The sequence below is a fragment of the Rhizobium sp. WSM409 genome, assembly GCF_057653825.1.
The window spans coordinates 2,692,344-2,711,075 of the sequence record NZ_CM172794.1 but is presented as its reverse complement, the minus strand read 5'-3'; the positions used below and the strand labels follow the sequence as shown (position 1 = coordinate 2,711,075).

Below are 18,732 nucleotides of genomic sequence, written 5' to 3'. Positions count from 1 at the left end.
CGTCGTGACGAAGAAACTCTTGAGACAACGACTTCATGACGATGGACCACATCGATTTCAGCGAGTACAAGAGTTTTTCTATTGCACCTTTCGATTGTCCTTTGAGGCTGAATGGCACTTCCTCCCGCAGCTACGATAACGATTCCAGAGACGCTCGCGATGCTTGACGGACCGAAGCGGGAGCTTGCAGACGGCGTCGCGAACGACCGTTATGTCTTCTGGCTGGGTTCCGGCATCTCGCGCGAACGAATGCCGGACCTCGAAACTCTTGCGAAGCGAATCCTTATTTCGCTTCATGGACGAATTGATCAGACCGATCCGAAGTGCCGTTTTCGTGAAGCTCTCGACCAGGTGGTCCGCAATGCCGGGCCGAGTCCCGACGAATGGAATAAGATCGACTATTCGATCAGTCCGGATCAGTGGCCGATCTTCGAGGCGCTCGCCGGCCGCCTGGTCAACAACTACGCACGCATGCTCGGCGTTGCCGTCGATGGCGAGGAGGCGGACTACCTCCTCTGGGACGTCTTGAATGCCGCCGCCGTCTACTCGGATCCGACGATCGCGCCGGACGCCGAGCATCTCTGCCTTGCCGCTCTCGCGATGGAGGGGGTCGCATCGGAGATGCCCTCGGCGAACTGGGATTCGCTGGTCGAGAGGGCGTTGGATATCCTAGCGGGTGGAAAGCCGATCCAGCGTGTCGCGATCGCCCCAGACGATACCAGGGCGGGGCGCAGGCGCACCAATCTCTACAAGTTCCATGGTTGCGCGAAATCGGCATTGGAGGATCCGGCGCGATTTCGGTCATTGCTTGTGGCAAGGCAAAACCAGATCAATGGCTGGATCGCCAACAATCAGGTCATGGCGAACGCTCTTATCAATTTGGTCGTTACAAAGCCGACGCTGATGCTCGGTCTTTCCGCGCAGGATTCGAACATCCAGAGCCTTTTCGCCAGCGCGCAGGTTCAGATGCCTTGGCACTTTCCGACCCGTCCGCCAGCCTATGCCTTCGCGGAGAACACTCTGGGAGGCGACCAGGAAAGCCTCCTTCAGAACGTATATCATCAGGAGTTCAATGCCGGCAGCCGCTCTGCGATCAAGGCCGATGCATTGGTCCAGGCCTTCGCCAAACCTTTGCTGCTGGCACTTCTTCTCTTCGTTCTGACGGAAAAACTAACACGTCTCGTACGTGAGGGGCTGCCGACGATTGACGACGTCGATAGGGCGAAGCTCGCTGAGGGACTTGGACACGGACGCAACCTTGTGGCTGTGAAGGTAACTGCAAGTGCGGAAGATGTGATGAGCCTGATTACTATGATGGGTCGGACTATGACAATGCTCAGGGAGGGTGCGCTTCCAACGGCCGCAACCGGTCTGTATAGTCCGGTAACGGCGGAGCCTGTGGAGCTCATGACCGCGAATCCCAATCTTGCGGGTGGCGGAATTGCCGAGTTCGCCGTCGGATTGAGCCTCGTCGGGCTCGGGCTGGATAGAGGGCTCTGGACCGCAGAACGCGCGAATACCGCCGTGCCGGATTCCGGCTCGTTCGGGCTGGTAGGACGTAGCGGTGCGGCGAAGATTTTTTTCGCAGGCGATCAGCGCGCCGCCATTCGTTTGATTACTAACGGACTGCTCGCGGACAACGACGACGCGGTCGTGGTCCACAGCCAGTCAAATCCTGCTACCATGCCCCGGTCGCCTCGACGGCCGCCGGGCCGAACAGGTCTGGCGCCTGTTCGCGAGGTTAGCGTCGAGGAGCTTCTTGCAGAGGGAACCGAGGTAGAGGATCTTCTGGAACGTTTTCGAAACAAGGTGGCGTTATGACGGCGGCAATCCCAGCAGAAAGAGTTGCAGCAGTTCTCAAGGATGCGGGATACCGTCGCTTGGACTCTCCGCTGGAAATCGCCGGTCTGGTATTCGACGTGGCCGCCGCCTTCGTTGGAGTAGGGCATTGCGCCGATCTGGTGATTGTCGGTGACATGGCCGCAAACGGCGAAAGGAAGGTTGTACAGCAGATAGAGGGCATCGCCCGTGCTCTTGATGTGATGCGGTCGCAGCGCCCTTTGACTTCGATCATCGTCGGACCGCGACCGGTTGGGAAAAACCTGCAGGCGCTTTCACAGGTCGGCAGGATCCTCGCGGTCGAGGAGGCGGCCGATCCACGGGACCTTCTGGACAAGCTTTCGATCCTGCTCCCTTTGAAACTCCCAAAGACCTTGTTCAGCGAACACGACATCGGCGTCGGAGAGGCGAAGATCATTCCCGGTACCGATGAGGCCGCTCGGTTTCTCGAAGCTTCCAACCTCGGCGAGGACGTTGTTCGCACGCGTTTCCACGACGCGCTCAGACGAGCTTTAGGGGAGGAAGATGATGATTTGCAGTTGGTGGAGTCCGACCGGGAGACGGTCGCCGATGAGCGGCAGCTTGACGACGAACGGGATGTGGAGGCCTGAACGATGCGGTTGAAGTCCCTTTATATGAAGGATTTCCGAAGTGTGGACGGCGAAGTCAGGGTTTCGCTCGACGCGCCGATCGTGCTCGTCCATGGGCCCAATGGAGCGGGCAAGACGAGCCTGTTGTCGGCAATAGAGATGGGCCTGACCGGGGCAGTGCCATCGCTGTCGCGCGCCGAACCCGACTATCTTGCCTACCTGCCTCACAAGGACAGGCCTTTTGGAGACGTCAGAGTGGAGGTCGAGACCGCGACCGGAGACCAACTGGTCGGCGAGATGCGAGTGACAGCGGATGGGGTCGTCGGCACGCCGGTCCTCGGCAGCCTGCAAGCGAACTTCTTCAGCGAGCGGAGCTACCTCGCGCAGTCGACCTTGGGACGCCTTCTCGAGATCTATCAGCATTCCGACAAGCGAACTGATTCGCCTCTCACCCGCTTCGTGAAGGAGTTGCTTGGCCTTGATAGAATGGAGGCGATAATAGGCGGCCTTCACTCGGCTGGAAACATCATGCGGCTGAGAACTCCGGTACCGTCTTACGACGACACGCGCGCCGCGATCGCTGCGACGGAGAAGACGATTGACGAGGTTGACCGGCGCGAAGCGAGCCTGAGGATATCCGTCGAGACGCTCGAGACTGAGGTTCGCGAGATCCTGGCGCGTCTCGATCCCGCGCTGTCCGCCGAGTCCGGGAGTCTACAGGCATTGCTCGAGTTGCTCCCAGTTCAAGGCGACGAGGAGAGCGACCTGATGGAACTCGCGCGATTAAGACGCGATTTCTCAGTGCTTGACGAGACCTGGAACATGGCAAGAACCGCCAGCGGCACTGGCGAGCGGCTCCTGCTCGAGGCCGTCGCTACAGAGGCCAGAAATTCCTTACACGAGTGGATCCGGACACGAGGTCATGGCGTCGAGGCGTTGCTGCAACGGGCAGGGAGCTTTTTTGCGGACCTCGTCGTTTCAAGCGAAAGCGGGTTGCTTGAACGTGGCGATTTCTTGCGTGGACGCATCGGTGCCGACGTCGAGCGGATTGATAGCATCCTTAAATCCCACGAGGCCGCACTTCGCATGCTTGAGCAGATTAGGCGCGAGGCAGGAGAGGCGCGAGCGCGCCTGTTGCGCCTCGACGAGCAGTTCGGAACCGCGACCGATGCCAACGAGGCTCTTGCAAAGATGCTGTTCGAACTCAGCACCCACATCCACGACGACCTTTGCCCGGTATGCGATCGCAATTTCAGCGAAGTAAGTACGACGCCACTGAGTGCACATGTCGCCGCCAAGGTCAGCGAGATGCTTGAGCATGCCGGGCGGCTGCAGTCGCTCTCGCGAGACAGGACGAGTACGAGTTCCGCAATCTCTTCCCTGGAACGCCGCCTGTCGGAAGCCGGGGCCGATGTGCTGGCGGACGAGGAGTTCACGCGCCTGAAAATGCGGCTCGCCGACCTCTCCGACGTCGGGCAGGAATTGAGCGCGACGGCGTCTGACATGCAGAACGGCGACGACCTGCGAAACACAGCGGCGGCCAGCGCCAGAAACGCAGCGACGGTTCAAAGCGCCGACCAGTCGCTAGAGATCCTCCGGAGAGACGTGGCCGCGCTCGCGGATCGGATCGTCGTGGCGTCGGACCCTCACGAGTCGGTCGGCGAGCTGCTCCAAAGGATCCGTTCGTCCATCGACCGCAGGGAGAACGTTCTTAACGAGAGAGGTAGGGAGCGCAGAACCCTGGCTGAAAAGGCCGCCTCCTTGGATACTGATGCCAACGCTCTTTCTGCCCTCGGAACGGAGAGGACGCACGCGATCTCCAAAGCTGACGAGCTTCGGCGAAGACGCGCGGACGCCGACGGTATAATCGAGACCGCAAAGGATCTCGTCCGCAAAACGCGGGAAGCAAAGGGGAAAGTCGTCCGCAAGGTGTTCAACGACGAGCTCAACGCGCTATGGCGAGACCTTTTCGTCCGTTTGGCGCCGGAGGAGCCCTTCATTCCCGCCTTCGCAATACCGGATGTAACGTCCGGTGATATCGAAGCCGTCCTCGAAACCCACCACCGTCACGGCGGCAAGGGAGGCAACCCGCGGGCCATGCTGAGCGCCGGCAACCTCAATACCGCCGCATTAACGCTTTTTCTCGCCCTTCATCTGTCGGTGAAACCGCAGCTTCCCTGGCTCGTTATCGACGATCCCGTCCAGAGTATGGACGAAGTCCACATCGCTCAGTTCGCAGCGCTCATTCGTACGCTGTCAAAGCAGATGGGTCGACAGATCGTCCTTGCCGTGCACGAACGTTCGTTGTTCGACTATCTCAGCTTGGAATTGAGCCCGGCGTTTCCTGGCGACAGACTGAACGTGATTGAGTTGGGAAGGAGTTCTTCCGGCCAGACAACTTGCCGGTGGAACGCCAAGCTTTATGAAACGGATCGCGCAATCGCAGCCTAGCTCGCCTTGGCATAGTTTATTTGGATTCGTTTGCCTTACCTGTCCTGCACTTGCCGTTGCAGAGAGAAAGGCCGCGACAGTGGAGTCATCGGCCGATCAAGGATCCATCCATCCCGAAGGGACTGGCGCCCTGATGCGCAGCCTCTCGCGAAGTTCCGTTCGCAATTCGAGGCTTTCGTGTCTGCGTTCTTCGAGCCAATCGAAGAAATCAGGGGCGCCGGTTTTGAATGTGCTCAATGTCGCAGTCAGACGACTGTAGGTCCCGTGAATAGCAGGCGGTCGGGCTTCGATCATTGTCCTGAGGACTGGTAGGCCTCCAGGCAAGTCGGTGTTCGAGGAAAGTTTCTGTGCGATTAGAATTGCGTGTAGGTCGCCTTCAAGTGCTTTGAGAATAAACGGATGGTCGTCAGTCGGAAGCCAGCGCTGAAGGTCACTGATGTCTTCGAGGATGGCAGGAAGATAAGTTAGTGTTCGGGTAAGGAGTGCGTCCCGCATATCCCTGTTTAGGGCGAAATCCAGAACCGCTTCCCATGCCTCCGGCATGAAGTCTCCCGTTCTGTTGACTTTGTCCGCCGTTAGTAGGTCGATCACCATTTCGGCGCGCTCGGCCCCGATTGCCCGGATTGTTGTCGCAACCGGTCTGCCATCTCCTCTGAGTGTCAGCTCGAACCAGGCGGCGGAAAATGAGGTATGCTGGGGAACCGTTGCAAGGATTGTGATCACCGGTTCCCACACTTCCTCGCCGTGATGGGCCTTGTTCCAGAGATGGCCGATCCATCCCGCATACGAATGAACGCACGCGTCAAAAAGCTGGGCAGGTATCTCGTCTATCAGGGTTTCCGGATCAGCCTCCAGAGTGAGTGTTCCACCTAGAATTTTGTGTTGAAGGTAAAGTGGAGGATGCGTCCTGGTAAGGACTGCTGCCTGAAGCCATAAGGCATCCGGCCTGGCGTCTTGCAGCAGATCCTCGATAACCTTGCGTTCGTCCGAGGTGAGCAGATCCCAATAGTCAACGGCGTCGACTAGCGCCGAATGCACGGCGCTGGTTCCTGGCAGGTTCAAAATCCGGTTCAAGCGGCCGGCCCGTTTCTCGGGCGCCGTCCGTGTCGCTACGACGAGAATCTCCGGTACCCCGACGGCGTATTCTCCACGAAACCTCCCATCGCGCAGCTCCCGTTCTATCCAATCAATCCACGCGTCGCATATCTCCACAACTATCGCTGTATCGAGCTTCGACACGGCTTCCCTTATGACGGAGAACAGACGCGGTTCTGACACGACGGCGCCAGCAGGGCTAGACTTGAGCGCGGTCGGCATGAGCGAGCCGAAAAGATCCCACGGCGTATTGATGCCTGTGAATTCCACTCTGTTGAAACGGACGAGATCCGGCAGGATCGCGGCGGCACCAGCAGCATTGCCGGCATGCATGCGCAACGCCTGGACTATCAGGCGCCGGCGCGCGGGGGTTGACGAATTCCAGCCCTTCACCGCCCCCTCCATCGCGCACGCAGCGACGCGGGGGTGGTCATCGCGTCCGATACGGTCAATAATCTCGTCGTCGTCGGTCCTGTCCACTGAAAGCCAAATTAGTGCTGCTTCTCCGCGGATGAAGCCTTCTTCGTAGGTCAGCAACCTGCCGGCAGCAAGCTGGGTGAGCGAGCGGGGATCCTGCCTGTAGAAGAGAAGTGCTCGCGCAGCGGCCTCGACCGACAGATAGCCTCCGGAACGACCCTCAAGAATGGCTCGCTCGGAGGTGACTTCCGCCGCCGCCAATCCGACCAAGTCGAGTTCAAACGCCCGAAAGCCTATGCTCTTTCCCAATGGAAGACGGGCATTGCCACTGCGCCATTCAAGTGCAGAGATATCGATCTTGGTCACGCTTCCGACCCACTGCGGCAGACGTTGTTGAACATCGAGTGCCCACCTGCTGAAATGCCGAAGCAGGAAGCTGAAGCACGCGTCCCTTACCGATGGATAGTAGCCGCGGAGCGCCTGTTCGACCACCTCCAGCATTAGAGCTTGTTCGCGGCGCCCTGCGAGCCTTTCGTAGATCCAATCGGCGTTCTTCGCCGCTATCGTTGCTGTTCTTGGGTCGGCGGAGAAGATCGCTCGTCGGAAGCCCTCGCAGAGCTCCGTGGCTTGCTGTTGGGTGGTTCCACCCGATGCGATGCGGGCAGCCGCGACATAGATCGGATGCGAGAAACGAAGCTTGCCCGAGGCGTTCAAAATAAGGGCGCGTTCCTCAAGGATGTCAACTTGACGAGCCTGCGCTTCGGACAGCTCGGGCTCCGTTTCGTAAGTAGGATCGGGAGGGTTCGAACTGTCGTCCCCGCCGTAGACGAACCCGTCGAAATCTCCTTTTGGCACCCCTGGAAGCGCTTGGCCGCCGCTGCCTAGGATGAACGCCAGCTCGCGCAGATCAACGTCTTCGGACGCGTTCGAACCCAGAGCGAGCGCGCGCGCAACCGGGCGCAAGCCTTCAGCAGCCCAAGCACTGCCGATCGCGTTTGAATCCTTTGTCGCCAGATCTTGGACGCCGTCGAGAGTAAAGGGCTGAGAGAGATCCGCATGGTTCGCCGCGACGAACGATGCGGCGCCAGGACTTAGAAAGATCGCTCCAGTGCCCAGCCCATCCTCGACGAGCGTCTTTAATGCGTTCGGAGCATTCGCCTCGTCGGCGCCCGCGAGCCACACCTTGCGCACGAAATCCGGATCGCCATCTAAAAGTTCGACCCACCCTAGGCCACCTGACGTCAGGGTTGTCACGCTGGACGCAAGCGACGCCGCAAGAAGCTGCTCCTGTGATTGGACTACGATCAGCCTTGCTTCCGGCGGCAGACGGCCGACGAGCTTGGAGATCCGGGCAAGGGTACGGCCACCATCAGGTTCGAAGGCTGCGCCTCCAAGGGGATCTTCGAGCACGGCTACGCGAGCCTGTCGGGTTGGTTCCTCGAGATAGCGTTCGGTGGAAGAGATGTCCGACGTCCTGAGTACGTCGTATCCGAAATGCTGGTATCGCGACGCGATCATGAAGGCCGTGAAGCTCTTTCCGGTCCGAGGTCTGCCAGTTACGAGAAGGGCGTGGTCACGTTCAAGCCGCGCGGCCCAGTCGTCTTCTAAGCCGCGGTCAATGTAACCGACCGGTTGGACGGACGCCGATTCGATCCTAGAAAGCTCGGTTCGGAAGGCGGGTAGCGCGTCCACCGCTACCACCTTCGCAGATTTCACGACGTCGCGGAACCTAGCAATAGCGTCGGGCACCTTGTTTAGGGAAAGGCGGTGCTTCGCCGAGAGCGTGCGTGCGAATCGATCTTGAATCGTTACGTCGTCTACTCGCTCGAACACGAAGACGCGCCGCAATGCCTTCCGCAGGTCGGCGGGCTCTAGTCCATCAAGGAACCGTAGAAGTTGATCTTCGCGCGTCTTCGAAAGCTTCGTAGGCTCGTCTCCCGCCGCCGCAGCTTTGCGGAGGGCGACGAGGAGCGCATTCGCCCCCTCCAACTTGACACGCGCCAGTGGGGCCGGGTCGCTTGGAAACACGGTGGTGACGAGCGCCGAAGTGGCGTCGTCGCAGCGGCCGCTAAGAACGAAGATGGCGTAGCGATTCTCCTCGGACACGATGCGTTGGAGGAAGGAGCCTGATGCGGCATTGGCGGGGAAATGCGCCAAGTAGTCAGCAATATTGTCGAAGCCTACCGCCCCGGCCGCGCCCTTTACCTGGATCTCGAATATCTTTCCCCTGGCATGGAGCTGACCGTCTTCACCGCCGGCCGGCTCGACTAGGAAACATGCTGTGTCATCGTCGGCGAACGAGAGCATCGTTTCGGCGCACACCAGGTCCTGGAAATCATATTTTTGCTGCCCAGTGATGGCGATGTTCATCGTTGTTTCTCGGGCTCTGGTTGGTCGGTTGCAGAGTTCATGCAATGTAGTCTTTTGGGTTGTCAATCTTCCCTTGTGCGCGATCCTTCTGGATTTGCAAGTCTGACCGAGAGCGCCAGAGTGAGCGTCTGCCTCAACGGGCTAAGCGGAAAACAGTGCAAACCATCGATGGCGCTATTTTGTTGCATCCAGGCCGGCGCGGACGGCCTCCTCTATGGAGCGGACGACGGCAGTCTGCTGATAAGCGACGTCAATCTGCGATGCGGACGGCTATTGAGCGACCTGTCCTCCGTCTTCGGCAGGGGCGGGATTGGAACCTCGGAATGCAGTCTGGGCGCTACGCTCACTCAGTTTGACGAGAACGGCTTCTATGCCGACGGACAGGCAAACGTCAGGTGGCTCAACACCAATCTCTTCTTCAGAACAACTGGCAGCACGGATTGAAGTCGCGGTTTCGGCTATGCGCTATCCCAACTGTACGGAAATTCTTCTCGATCTCGGCGCCATTTCCGCGCCGGACATCGGAAACGGACATCCGCCCACTATCATCAGACTTCACGTCCTGTGATGTGTGCCGGGAGTGTCGAGGGGCTGAAGGCTTCCGCGCCAACTCACAGCCAGGGGAAAAGACCGCGATCATCGCCGCGACGCCATCGTTGACAAGCCCGGATTTGCGATTTCGCCATCAAAAGATCGACCGGTTCCCCTTTGATCTTTTGGACACAACCTTGTCACCTCAGCTCGATCACGGAAACGTGATTGATATATCACAAAGACGAACGTCTCGATTAATGAAGGACTCGCTCACTCTACCTAAGAGTGTCTTACTTTATACCGCTACCTTTGATGTGCCTTTTTCAAGGACTCGATCAAAGTTGCATGGATTCGAGCTGTTTCAGTAAGGCCGGTAGAACTGTCACGTTCGTTCGTTGCGACGCGCCTTCCCGCCCATGGCACCTCTGCTACGGGATTGATTTTGTGCGATTTCTCTGAGTTAGATTCGCGTGCGGTTAGGAGCTACCGCGCAAACCTTTGTAGTATGGGCCGGCTTTAAACGCCCAGAGAGGCCGAACTTAGCGCATTAGGGCGAAGGAGGTGAGGCGTGAATTTCACCAGCTCTGCGACCAATCAGTTCGTCACCCTCAAGGAGGCGGCCAGGCGTCTTGCCATATCCGAAAAGACTCTCCTCCGGCATGTGCGACTAGGCCGCCTTGAATATGTCGACCTCGGCACTGAGCGCCGGGAAATTCGTCGATTCTCGATCGACCAGCTCGAACAGTTCATTCTCACGCGCAGGAGAAAGGAGATATCGCCATGTCCATCTATAGGCCAAATGGGAGCCCGTACTTCCACTATGACTTCCAAGTCGATGGTAGTCGCTTTCACGGATCTACAAAATCCAAGAACCGCAGGGAAGCGGCCGCGATAGAACGTGATTTGAAAGAAAAGGTGGCAGAGGAAGTCAGAGAGAGAGCGAAAAGCGGTAAACAGCCGCTGACATTCAATCAGGCGGCCGGCCGGTATTGGGAGGAAAAAGCAAAGTACCTGAAAAATCCGGAGAGGCACTTCGCCACGATAAAGAGAATCGTCGATTTTTTCGGCAAGGAAAAGCGGCTTGAAGAGATAGACGACGAGGCAGTAATGGAGATCGTCGCCCACCGCCGAAAGCAGCCGCGTTGGGGCAAGTCGAAGCTCAAGACCGTTTCTAACAGACCGGTAACTAGCGCGACTGTCAACAGGGAAGTCCTGGAGCCGCTCAGAGCAATACTACGCCACGCGAAGGAACTCTGGCGATATCCGCTTCCCCTCGAGCCTCGTTGGCGCAAGCACTGGCTGAAAGAGCCGAAAGAACGCGTCAGGGAACTGCGAGATAGCGAGCGGATAGCCCTAGACGCCTCGATGCGTGACGACTTCATGCCTTGGTATCTTTTTTCTCATGTAACTGGGCGTCGCATGTCGGAGACACTAATACGATGGACTGACATCAATGAGGACGCTGGAGAGATCGTCACGCCCGGCAAAGGCGACACGGTGGTCCGAACACCGCTCACACCATCGATCCGCGAAATCTTGGAACCGCTGAAGGGTCATCATCCCGTTTTCGTCTTCACTTTTGTAGCAAAGAGGAATCTTCCGAAGAAAGGCTACATTAAAGGACAACGATATCCTATTGTGCGATCGCACGCCTCTATCCGTTGGCGTCGCTGCCGCACCGAGGCAGGTGTCGAAGATTTTCGTTTCCACGATCACAGGCATGATCGGGCTACGAAGCTGCTGCGGGAGACGCGCAATCTCAAGCTGGTCCAGCTTGCCTTGAACCATTCGAACATATCTACCACCGCCAAATATGCGCATGTCATGAACGAGGATTTAGCAGCAGCGCTGGAAGAGAGCGCCAAGTCCCGAAATATGTCCCGAAGTGATTCTCTGCCAAAAAGCTAACTATCTCAATTCTATGATACATTGGCTGGTAGGTGAGGCGTCTTGTAACCGGCTCTTAATCAGCGGGTCGTAGGTTCGAGCCCTACATCACCCACCAAATCTCTTGAAAAGATTGATGTATTTGAACTCAGGCCGGATTTTCCGGCCTGCCGGAAACCGTTCTCGAAGCGAGCGGCACGGTTCGCGTTGTCCGCAGGGCTGGCCGCGCCGGTCCGTGCGCCCTATCTCCCTCTCGCGTATCGGGAGGGATCTATGAGAAGCGTTATTTTTGTCGTCGCATTGTCTCTGCCGTTTCCTGCCTTTGCCGCAGCCGTCATGAACGTCAAAGCGAGCGAGCATAGCTGCAGCGAGCTTACGCAGATGATCCGCCAGAACAAAAAGGTCTTTGTCCGCGTCGGTTTCGGCGGCCGCAGTTTCCGTTATCCGCCCGCCCAATGCAGCATGGGCGATAAGCGCACTACGACCAGTTTGCGCGATGCAGGTGGAAAGCAGTGCATCCTTGATTATGCCTGCGTTTTCGACCCCGCGTCGCCCTATAACTTTCCCTAGACGCTTCCGGTGAGAGAGGGAGGGAGCGGGAAGTGCGGGTGGCGGTCAACTTCAGACGGCGCCAACCGAGGTTGCCTCAATCGCCGCCGCTCAGTTTCATGCCTGCGAGCCAGAGAGCTGCGACGATGAAAAACGACAGTGCCGCCATCACTGCGATCGGCGCTGCGTATTCCTGGAAGGAATGCGAGGCGTTTAGCCTAAGGACGTAAATAGTCGCAACCGAAAGTTTGGTAGCAATCAACAGGACCAAGGTCGCGTTTTTGGTGTAACGCCTGATTTTCGGCCAATCGAAACTTCCGGCGGGCGACGCATCGACCTTCCGTGCTGGAACGGCCCTGGTCCGCTCCGGCTCTGCCAATGCAAGGTGTCTGCGTCCAAACGTCGGTTTCATGGCCGGCAGCGTAGACCAAACATCTTAATGGATCGGGATGTAGCGATGCCCTCGCCGGGGCAGTAGCGAAGGAGTGCCCGTCCACCTGGGTCTTGCTGCCTTCAAAGAGCTCGTGCCTTAGCTGACTTCTCAAGCGTGCCGGGAAGTAAAAGGCACGGCTGTGCTCAGGCGTACAATTCGTAGGGTTTCCGGACTGGCGGCACGCGGTGGGATGCCCTACCTTGGCTCTCTCCAATTCAGGAGTTTCCATGAAAAGCGTTGTTCTGGCCGTCGCACTGTTGTTTCCGTCCGCAGCTCTTGCCATCGAGGCGGTGGAGGTCAATGCAAGGGATCACAGTTGCGAGGAGCTTGCGCAGATCATTCGCAAGGACAAGGCGGTTTTTGTGCGTATGGGTTTTGGCGGCCGCAGCTTCCGTTATCCGCCGGCCAGGTGCAATCTCGGCGACAAATACGACAGCGCAAGGGTAAGGGATGCCAACGGCAAACTCTGCCTTCTCGAATACGAATGCGTGTACGATCCGCAGTCCTTCTATAACAGGATCCCGAAATAATATCCCGATCGAGGCGTTGCCAATAGGGTCAAGAAAAAAGGCCGGGCGAAACTCGCACCGACCTTCCTCGATCAGTCTCGATAACGGCTGCCAGTACCTCCGTGGTCAGCCGTCAGAGACAGATTTAGTATCCCTTAAATAGGGTTTGCTTAAAAATCTTCAAGAACTCGCGGCAGAAAGGAAGCCGGCACTGGGCCGGCTTCTTCTGAACGAGCAGCGATTACTGCTGTGCAGGGGCAGCCGGCGGAGTGGCCGGTGCTGGTGCCGGTGCAGGCGCTGCGCTGTTGTCGGTCGGAGCGATCGGCTTGGCCGGCGCCGGCTCTGATTGGGTCGTGGAGGCTGTCGTGTCCGGGGATGTGCCGGGGGTGCTCCACTGCGAATAGGCGAATGCAGCGACAGCGATCACGGCCAATGCAGCGACCCAGACAACCCACGTATTACTGCTGCGCGCGCTCGGCGTGGTGCGCAGATCCAGATTTGGGTTCAGCGGGCGGTTCGGGTCGTTGGCATTATTGGGGTCGTACGTCATGGTACTTTCTCCTCTTTCGGTGACAGAAGAATGCAGAAGTGGGCATTTTGTTCCGTTCTGGGCCGAAGCGCTTGTGCTGACTGGGTTTTCGTACTCACTTTTCGCGCTTTACTGGCGTTCCGCGCATTCGCGGCTTTGCCGCTCACCCATCATATGCTTGCGGGCGACCGGCAGAAGACCCGGTGGTAGAGCTGCCGGCTGAGCGGATGCGGTGATGGATGGCGGCCCGCCGGTGCGGACGGCAAGCCGCCTGGGCGCAATGCGCTTGACACCACGGAGTCTGTTTGCGAATGATTTCTGCATGGGGTCGCGATCACCCCACGAGGCGTCATGCTGAAGAATCGCGTCCAGTAAAACCGATCAACGGAGGGACGCGTCATGCCGTCATTTCTCGAAATTTCTCCCGACAAGCTCAACCGCCTCATTGGAACCCCCGGTGCGCCTTGCATTATCGACGTTCGCACCGAGGAGGACTTCGCGCTCGATCCGCGCCTGGTGCCCAGCTCGATCCGGCGAAGCCATGCCGAGGTCGGGTCCTGGGCGGGCAGCGTCGATGCCGATTCCGTCGTCGTGGTCTGCCAGAAGGGCAGCAAGCTCAGCCATGGCGTCGCCGCCTACCTGCGCCATGCCGGGATCGACGCCGAGAGCCTCGAAGGCGGCTTCGAAGCCTGGATCACAGGTGGACTGGCGGTGCCCGAGGAAAAGCTGCCGCGCCGCGACGCTGAGGGACGTACCGTCTGGGTGACGCGGGCGCGGCCGAAGATCGACCGCATTGCCTGTCCCTGGCTGATCCGGCGCTTCGTCGATCCGAGCGCCGTATTCCTGTTCGTGCCGGCGCCTGAGGTTTTAGCCGTCAGCGAGCGCTTCGCGGCTACGCCCTTCGATATCGATGATGTGTTCTGGAGCCATCGCGGCGAACTCTGCACCTTTGATGTCATGGTCGAGGAGTTCGGGCTGGCATCGGAGCCGCTCCTGCGCCTGGCGCGGATCGTCAGGGCGGCGGATACCGCAAGACTCGATCTCGCGCCCGAGGCGGCGGGCCTGCTGGCCGCCTCGCTCGGCCTCTCCAGGATGTATTCCGACGATCGGGAACAGCTCGAGGCCGGGATGCTTCTCTACGACGCCTTCTTCCGCTGGTGCCGCGATGCGACCGAGGAAACCCACAACTGGCCGGCGCTGAAGAAGAGAGCATGAGATGGTCGAGATGACGGATAATGCGCCCAGTGGCAAAATGGCGGAGGAAGACACCGGAGAGGGGCATCATCACGGCGTCTCGTTTGGCGATGCCTTCAGGGTGTGGCTGCGCGTCGCCGCCCTGAGTTTCGGCGGCCCTGCCGGCCAGATCGCCGTCATGCACCGGATCATTGTCGACGAGAAGCGATGGATCGGTGAGCACCGTTTTCTGCATGCGCTGAACTATTGCATGCTGCTCCCCGGACCCGAGGCGCAGCAGCTCGCCATCTATATCGGCTGGCTGATGCATCGGACAGCAGGCGGTCTCGTCGCCGGCCTGCTGTTCGTAATGCCTGGGTTCCTGTCGATCCTCTGTCTCAGCTATATCTACGCGGCTTACGGCAATGTCGGCATCGTCGCCGGCCTGTTCTTCGGGCTGAAGGCGGCGGTGCTTGCCGTCGTCGTGCAGGCCGTCATCCGCATCGGCGGTCGTGCGCTCAAGAATCGCGTCATGGTCGGTATCGCGGCCGCGGCCTTCATCGCCATCTTCTTTCTCCATGTGCCGTTCCCGCTGATCGTGCTCGCGGCCGGCATTGCCGGCTTCCTCGGCGGCAGGTTCGGGCTTGCCGCCTTTCAGACGGGCGGCGGCCATAAGGCCGGAAGCGGCCCGGTGCTGTCGGATGCGGAGTCGGCGCTCGGCGAAGGCATACCGGCGCATGCGCGCCCGAATCTCGCCTGGTCGCTGCGCATCTCGGCCGTGCTGCTTGCCCTCTGGCTCGCGCCGCTCGCGGCGCTCTACGCAACCTTCGGTGCTGACAACGTCTTTACCGAAATCGGCCTTTTCTTCAGCAAAATGGCGGTCGTCACCTTCGGCGGGGCCTATGCGGTGCTTGCCTATGTCGCACAGGAGGCCGTGCAGCATTTCGGCTGGCTGAAACCCGGCGAGATGTTGGATGGTCTCGGCATGGCCGAGACGACGCCGGGGCCGCTGATCATGGTCGTCCAGTTCGTCGGCTTCATGGGCGCCTACCGGGATTCGGGAGCGCTGAACCCGATGCTTGCTGCGACCCTTGCGGCGATACTGACGAGCTGGGTCACCTTCGTGCCCTGTTTCCTGTGGATCTTCCTCGGTGCGCCGTTCATCGAAAAACTGCGCGGCAACATAGCGCTCGCCGGCGCGATGTCGGCCATAACAGCGGCGGTGGTCGGGGTTATCCTCAACCTCGCTATCTGGTTTGCCCTGCACACGCTGTTTGCAGAGGTTGCGACCGTCCAGCTTGGCGGCTTGCGGCTCGATATTCCCGTGCTGCAATCGGCCGTGCCGGCGGCAATGGCGCTGTCTGCCGCCGCGGCGATAGCGATCTTCCGCTTCAAGGCTTCCGTCATCGCGACGCTGCTAGCCTGCGCAGCCGCGGGAATGCTCTGGACGCTGGCGGTGAACTAGAGCCTTTCTTTGGCCCTAGGCCTCCGCCCCATCCGCGGGAATGCGCGTCGCGAGCATCTTGTCGATACGCATGCCGTCCATGTCGAGCACTTCGAAGCGCCAGTTGTCGAAGACGAAGGTTTCGCCGGCTTCGGGGATGTGCTGGAGCTGATGCAGCGCAAAGCCCGCCAGCGTATGGAAATCGGCATCCGGACGATCGCGCAGGCCCAGCCGTTCGAAGGCGTCGAAGGCCGGCATCATCGCATCGATCAAGAGCGACCCGTCTTCCCTGACGACGATGTCGGGCTCTTCGTTGGATCCCGGCAGGTCGCCGGCGATGGCTTCGAGCAGGTCGGTCTGGGTGACGATGCCTTCGAGGCTGCCATATTCGTCGATGACGATGGCGAGGCGAACGGGTGAGGCCTTGAAACTGTCGAGCACGCGGACGACCGAGGTGCCCTCATGCAGCACCAACGGCTGCTTGATCACCTCCATCGGCCGGACCTTGCCGCCGTCGAGAACCTGATCGAGAAGGTCCTTCTTCAACACCATGCCGATCGGCTCGTCGATCGAGCCGCGGGCGACCAGTAATTGCTCGTGGCTGCATTCGCGGATGGTCTTCAGGATCTCGGCCTCGCTGTCGTCGGCGTCGAACCATTCGATGTCGAGACGCGGGGTCATGATGTCGGAGATCGGTCTGTCGCCGATGTTGAACACCCGCTCGACGAGCTGCTGCTGCACCTGGTTGAGAAGGCCGGCCTCCTGGCTCTCAGCGACCAGCAGCTTGAGCTCCTGCGGCGAATGGAACGACGATTCCCCGGTTCCGGCGCGAAGACCGACGCCCCGCAGCACCATGTTGCCCATGCCGTTCAGGACAAAGATCGCCGGCTTAAACAGCACCAGGAACAGACCGAGCGGGCGCACCACGGCAAGCGAAGTGGCCTCGCTGCGTTGAAGCGCTAGGCTCTTCGGCGCGAGCTCGCCGAGCACGATATGCAGGGCCGTGATGATGACGAAGGCGATGACGACGGCAACAGTATGCGCGCCCGCCGTCGCCCATTGCCCGGGCAGCCAGGACAGCAGCGGCTCGATCAGATGGGCAAGCGCCGGTTCGCCAACCCAGCCGAGGGCGAGCGACGAGATGGTGATGCCAAGCTGGGTGGCTGCAAGGTTGGAGTCGAGATTGTCGACGGCGCGCTGAAGTGCCGAGGCGTTCATGCGGCCTGCCGCAGCGAGTTCGGCGACGCGGCTACGCCTGACTGACACCAGGGCGAATTCGGCGGCAACGAAGAAGCCATTGGCGGCGACGAGAAGAAACACGGCTAGTATCCCGATATAGTCGGAGAGCCCGCCGGCGGAATCGGACATGTTTTCCCTGCCTTCGAATTGATAGGAATCCGAAACTACACGCTCGCACACTGGTGGCAAGGCGTTCCGGCCAGCCTCGCGGCGAGAGATGCCAACGCCGGCAGCCGTGATCGAAATACTGCGTCGGTTTGCTGATGACTGCAAATGCGTGGCAACCGCATGACCGGCGTCGCGCCATTCACCGCTTGGGTGCTTCGAAGAGCTCGATCGGGTTTCCGGCCGGATCATCGAGCAGGATCTGCTTGCCGCCGATGCCCTGCACGATCTCGTTGCGGAAGCGCGCACCGGCTTGGCGCAGCGCGGTGACTTTCGCCTCCAGGTCTCCGACCTCGATCTGGATACGATTCCATCCGCCAGGCTCCGGCTTTCGCCCGTCGGGCATTGCTTGAGATGCTCCGCCCGGTCCCGTCATGCCGCTGACGAACAGACGAAAACCGTCCCTGGTCAGGATGGCGAAACTCGGCGCGGGGCGAAGCGCGACGGAGAAGCCGAGATGTCTTGTGTAGAATTCCACCGCGGCGTCGACGTCGTCGACGATATAGCGCATGCTGATACCGGGCATGTTTTCCTCCATTGTGGTCTTCGTTGTCTTGATCTGATCGTCCCCTCACGGGACATGCAGAATTCTCCTGTTCCTAATGCGTCGCTTCGAACTCGATTATGCGCCCGTTTCAAGTTTATGCATCTCGCTATGCCAATCGCGAGCACCTTTAGGCGATAGGCAAGATATCGAATCGAGGGCATGCCCGTCGGCCGCCATCCGCAGCGACCCTCCACGGCGGCGTCTTCCAGGCGATGGGCACAGGAAGGGCGCGCCGCCCTAGGCTCATCCTCGGATGCCCCGCAACTGTCTTTTCTTCAATCCCGCCCCGATGTGCTGCCAAGGGCTTCCAAGGACGAACTGGCCGGCCGCGCCGATGCCCCGTCTGCGGCGATAGAATATTTGTTACCATGTATAAGATTAATCTAAAATATAAACTTCGACCCGTAGCTATTGGATTTGATTACAAAAGTTTAATTTTTATTTCAGTTTCGGTTCATCTTTTCGGCCCTAGTTTGGTCACGTGCCCAACATGAGGAATCCCACATGAAAAAGATTTTTGCAGCTCTTCTTTCCGCCTCCTTCCTTCTTTCCCCGATGGTTGTTTCCCAGGCCAGCGCCGACGATCACCGCCGTCCCCACGTCGAGCAGAAGAAGGTGGTCGTCCGGTCGCATTGGAAGAGGGGATACCGCGTCAACGCCAGCGAACGTCGCCGGTTCTCCGATGTCAACGACTACCGCCGCTACCGGCTGGCGCCTCCGCCCCGCGGTTATCGCTGGGTGCGGGCCGACAATGACTACCTGCTGATTGGCGTCACCAGCGGTATCATCTCCAGCATTATTGCCGGTCGCTGATCGGTCGATAGATCAGGAAGGGCGGCTTCGGCTTTGACTCTGCGGCGGCAAGCGCTTCCGTCTCGGATAAGATCGTCGTTCTCTCTATCCTTCCTCATTCCTGTGCTCGTCACAGGAATCCAGCCACGGCGCGTCTGCGCCGTGAATG

At 59.4% G+C, this 18,732-nt stretch carries 17 protein-coding genes; 11 read left to right on the top strand and 6 right to left on the bottom strand.

What is annotated here, in order from left to right; all coding sequences use genetic code 11:
* The first annotated feature begins 111 nt into the window (after positions 1-111).
* Genes AC25BC_RS13670 through AC25BC_RS13660 form a run of 3 tightly spaced genes read left to right on the top strand, consistent with a single transcriptional unit; the run spans position 112 to position 4,880 of the window.
* Complete coding sequence (locus tag AC25BC_RS13670; protein ID WP_128438131.1) at positions 112-1,821, top strand: SIR2 family protein; 1,710 nt, start codon at positions 112-114, stop codon at positions 1,819-1,821.
* Positions 1,818-2,450 carry a hypothetical protein gene (locus AC25BC_RS13665; RefSeq protein WP_128438130.1) on the top strand — a complete coding sequence of 211 codons (633 nt, stop codon included), beginning with the start codon at positions 1,818-1,820 and terminating at the stop codon, positions 2,448-2,450. Before AC25BC_RS13670 ends, AC25BC_RS13665 begins: the two co-directional genes overlap by 4 nt.
* A gap of 24 nt (positions 2,451-2,474) precedes the next feature.
* Complete coding sequence (locus AC25BC_RS13660) at positions 2,475-4,880, top strand: AAA family ATPase (RefSeq protein WP_281023981.1); 2,406 nt, start codon at positions 2,475-2,477, stop codon at positions 4,878-4,880.
* Positions 4,881-4,976: 96 nt separating this feature from the next.
* Here the strand turns inward: AC25BC_RS13660 and AC25BC_RS13655 are convergent, their stop codons facing one another.
* Positions 4,977-8,762, bottom strand: coding sequence for an nSTAND3 domain-containing NTPase (locus tag AC25BC_RS13655; protein WP_128438128.1), 3,786 nt, complete (start codon positions 8,760-8,762; stop codon positions 4,977-4,979).
* On the opposite strand from AC25BC_RS13655, the gene AC25BC_RS13650 reads away from it, so the two are divergent.
* The 4 genes from AC25BC_RS13650 to AC25BC_RS13635 all read left to right on the top strand — a co-directional run bounded on the left by AC25BC_RS13650 (position 8,736) and on the right by AC25BC_RS13635 (position 11,753).
* Positions 8,736-9,206 carry a hypothetical protein gene (locus tag AC25BC_RS13650; protein ID WP_128438127.1) on the top strand — a complete coding sequence of 157 codons (471 nt, stop codon included), beginning with the start codon at positions 8,736-8,738 and terminating at the stop codon, positions 9,204-9,206. The genes AC25BC_RS13655 and AC25BC_RS13650 overlap by 27 nt on opposite strands.
* A 658-nt stretch (positions 9,207-9,864) precedes the next feature.
* Complete coding sequence (locus AC25BC_RS13645) at positions 9,865-10,191, top strand: helix-turn-helix domain-containing protein (RefSeq protein ID WP_432431572.1); 327 nt, start codon at positions 9,865-9,867, stop codon at positions 10,189-10,191.
* Positions 10,077-11,204: a tyrosine-type recombinase/integrase gene (locus AC25BC_RS13640; RefSeq protein WP_128438126.1), complete on the top strand. Its 1,128-nt coding sequence runs from the start codon at positions 10,077-10,079 to the stop codon at positions 11,202-11,204. The genes AC25BC_RS13645 and AC25BC_RS13640 overlap by 115 nt, the downstream gene beginning before the upstream one ends.
* A 252-nt stretch (positions 11,205-11,456) precedes the next feature.
* On the top strand, positions 11,457-11,753 hold the full coding sequence (locus AC25BC_RS13635; protein ID WP_012758170.1) for a hypothetical protein: 297 nt from the start codon (positions 11,457-11,459) through the stop codon (positions 11,751-11,753).
* 76 nt (positions 11,754-11,829) lie between these two features.
* Here the strand turns inward: AC25BC_RS13635 and AC25BC_RS13630 are convergent, their stop codons facing one another.
* The gene (locus AC25BC_RS13630; RefSeq protein ID WP_041935553.1) at positions 11,830-12,111 is read right to left on the bottom strand and encodes a hypothetical protein; all 282 of its coding nucleotides are present in this window, start codon (positions 12,109-12,111) and stop codon (positions 11,830-11,832) included.
* A gap of 281 nt (positions 12,112-12,392) precedes the next feature.
* Between AC25BC_RS13630 and AC25BC_RS13625 the strand changes: the two genes are divergently transcribed.
* Positions 12,393-12,695, top strand: coding sequence for a hypothetical protein (locus AC25BC_RS13625; protein ID WP_012758168.1), 303 nt, complete (start codon positions 12,393-12,395; stop codon positions 12,693-12,695).
* A gap of 220 nt (positions 12,696-12,915) precedes the next feature.
* Here AC25BC_RS13625 and AC25BC_RS13620 read toward each other — a convergent pair whose 3' ends face one another.
* Both AC25BC_RS13620 and AC25BC_RS13615 read right to left on the bottom strand, forming a co-directional pair.
* On the bottom strand, positions 12,916-13,224 hold the full coding sequence (locus AC25BC_RS13620; RefSeq protein WP_012758167.1) for a hypothetical protein: 309 nt from the start codon (positions 13,222-13,224) through the stop codon (positions 12,916-12,918).
* A gap of 108 nt (positions 13,225-13,332) precedes the next feature.
* Positions 13,333-13,527 carry a hypothetical protein gene (locus AC25BC_RS13615; RefSeq protein WP_487778522.1) on the bottom strand — a complete coding sequence of 65 codons (195 nt, stop codon included), beginning with the start codon at positions 13,525-13,527 and terminating at the stop codon, positions 13,333-13,335.
* A 75-nt stretch (positions 13,528-13,602) separates the two neighbouring features.
* Between AC25BC_RS13615 and AC25BC_RS13610 the strand changes: the two genes are divergently transcribed.
* Positions 13,603-14,418 (top strand): chromate resistance protein ChrB domain-containing protein, encoded by an 816-nt coding sequence (locus AC25BC_RS13610; protein WP_012758166.1) that lies wholly within the window; start codon positions 13,603-13,605, stop codon positions 14,416-14,418.
* A gap of 1 nt (position 14,419) precedes the next feature.
* Positions 14,420-15,841, top strand: coding sequence for a chromate efflux transporter (chrA, locus tag AC25BC_RS13605; RefSeq protein ID WP_012758165.1), 1,422 nt, complete (start codon positions 14,420-14,422; stop codon positions 15,839-15,841).
* A 15-nt stretch (positions 15,842-15,856) separates the two neighbouring features.
* Here chrA and AC25BC_RS13600 read toward each other — a convergent pair whose 3' ends face one another.
* Both AC25BC_RS13600 and AC25BC_RS13595 read right to left on the bottom strand, forming a co-directional pair.
* Positions 15,857-17,188 (bottom strand): hemolysin family protein, encoded by a 1,332-nt coding sequence (locus AC25BC_RS13600; protein WP_012758164.1) that lies wholly within the window; start codon positions 17,186-17,188, stop codon positions 15,857-15,859.
* A 178-nt stretch (positions 17,189-17,366) separates the two neighbouring features.
* Positions 17,367-17,750, bottom strand: coding sequence for a VOC family protein (locus tag AC25BC_RS13595; protein WP_012758163.1), 384 nt, complete (start codon positions 17,748-17,750; stop codon positions 17,367-17,369).
* Positions 17,751-18,275: 525 nt separating this feature from the next.
* Between AC25BC_RS13595 and AC25BC_RS13590 the strand changes: the two genes are divergently transcribed.
* A complete protein-coding gene (locus tag AC25BC_RS13590; RefSeq protein ID WP_012758162.1) occupies positions 18,276-18,584 on the top strand; it encodes an RcnB family protein in 309 nt (102 codons plus the stop codon).
* The last annotated feature ends 148 nt before the right edge of the window (positions 18,585-18,732 follow it).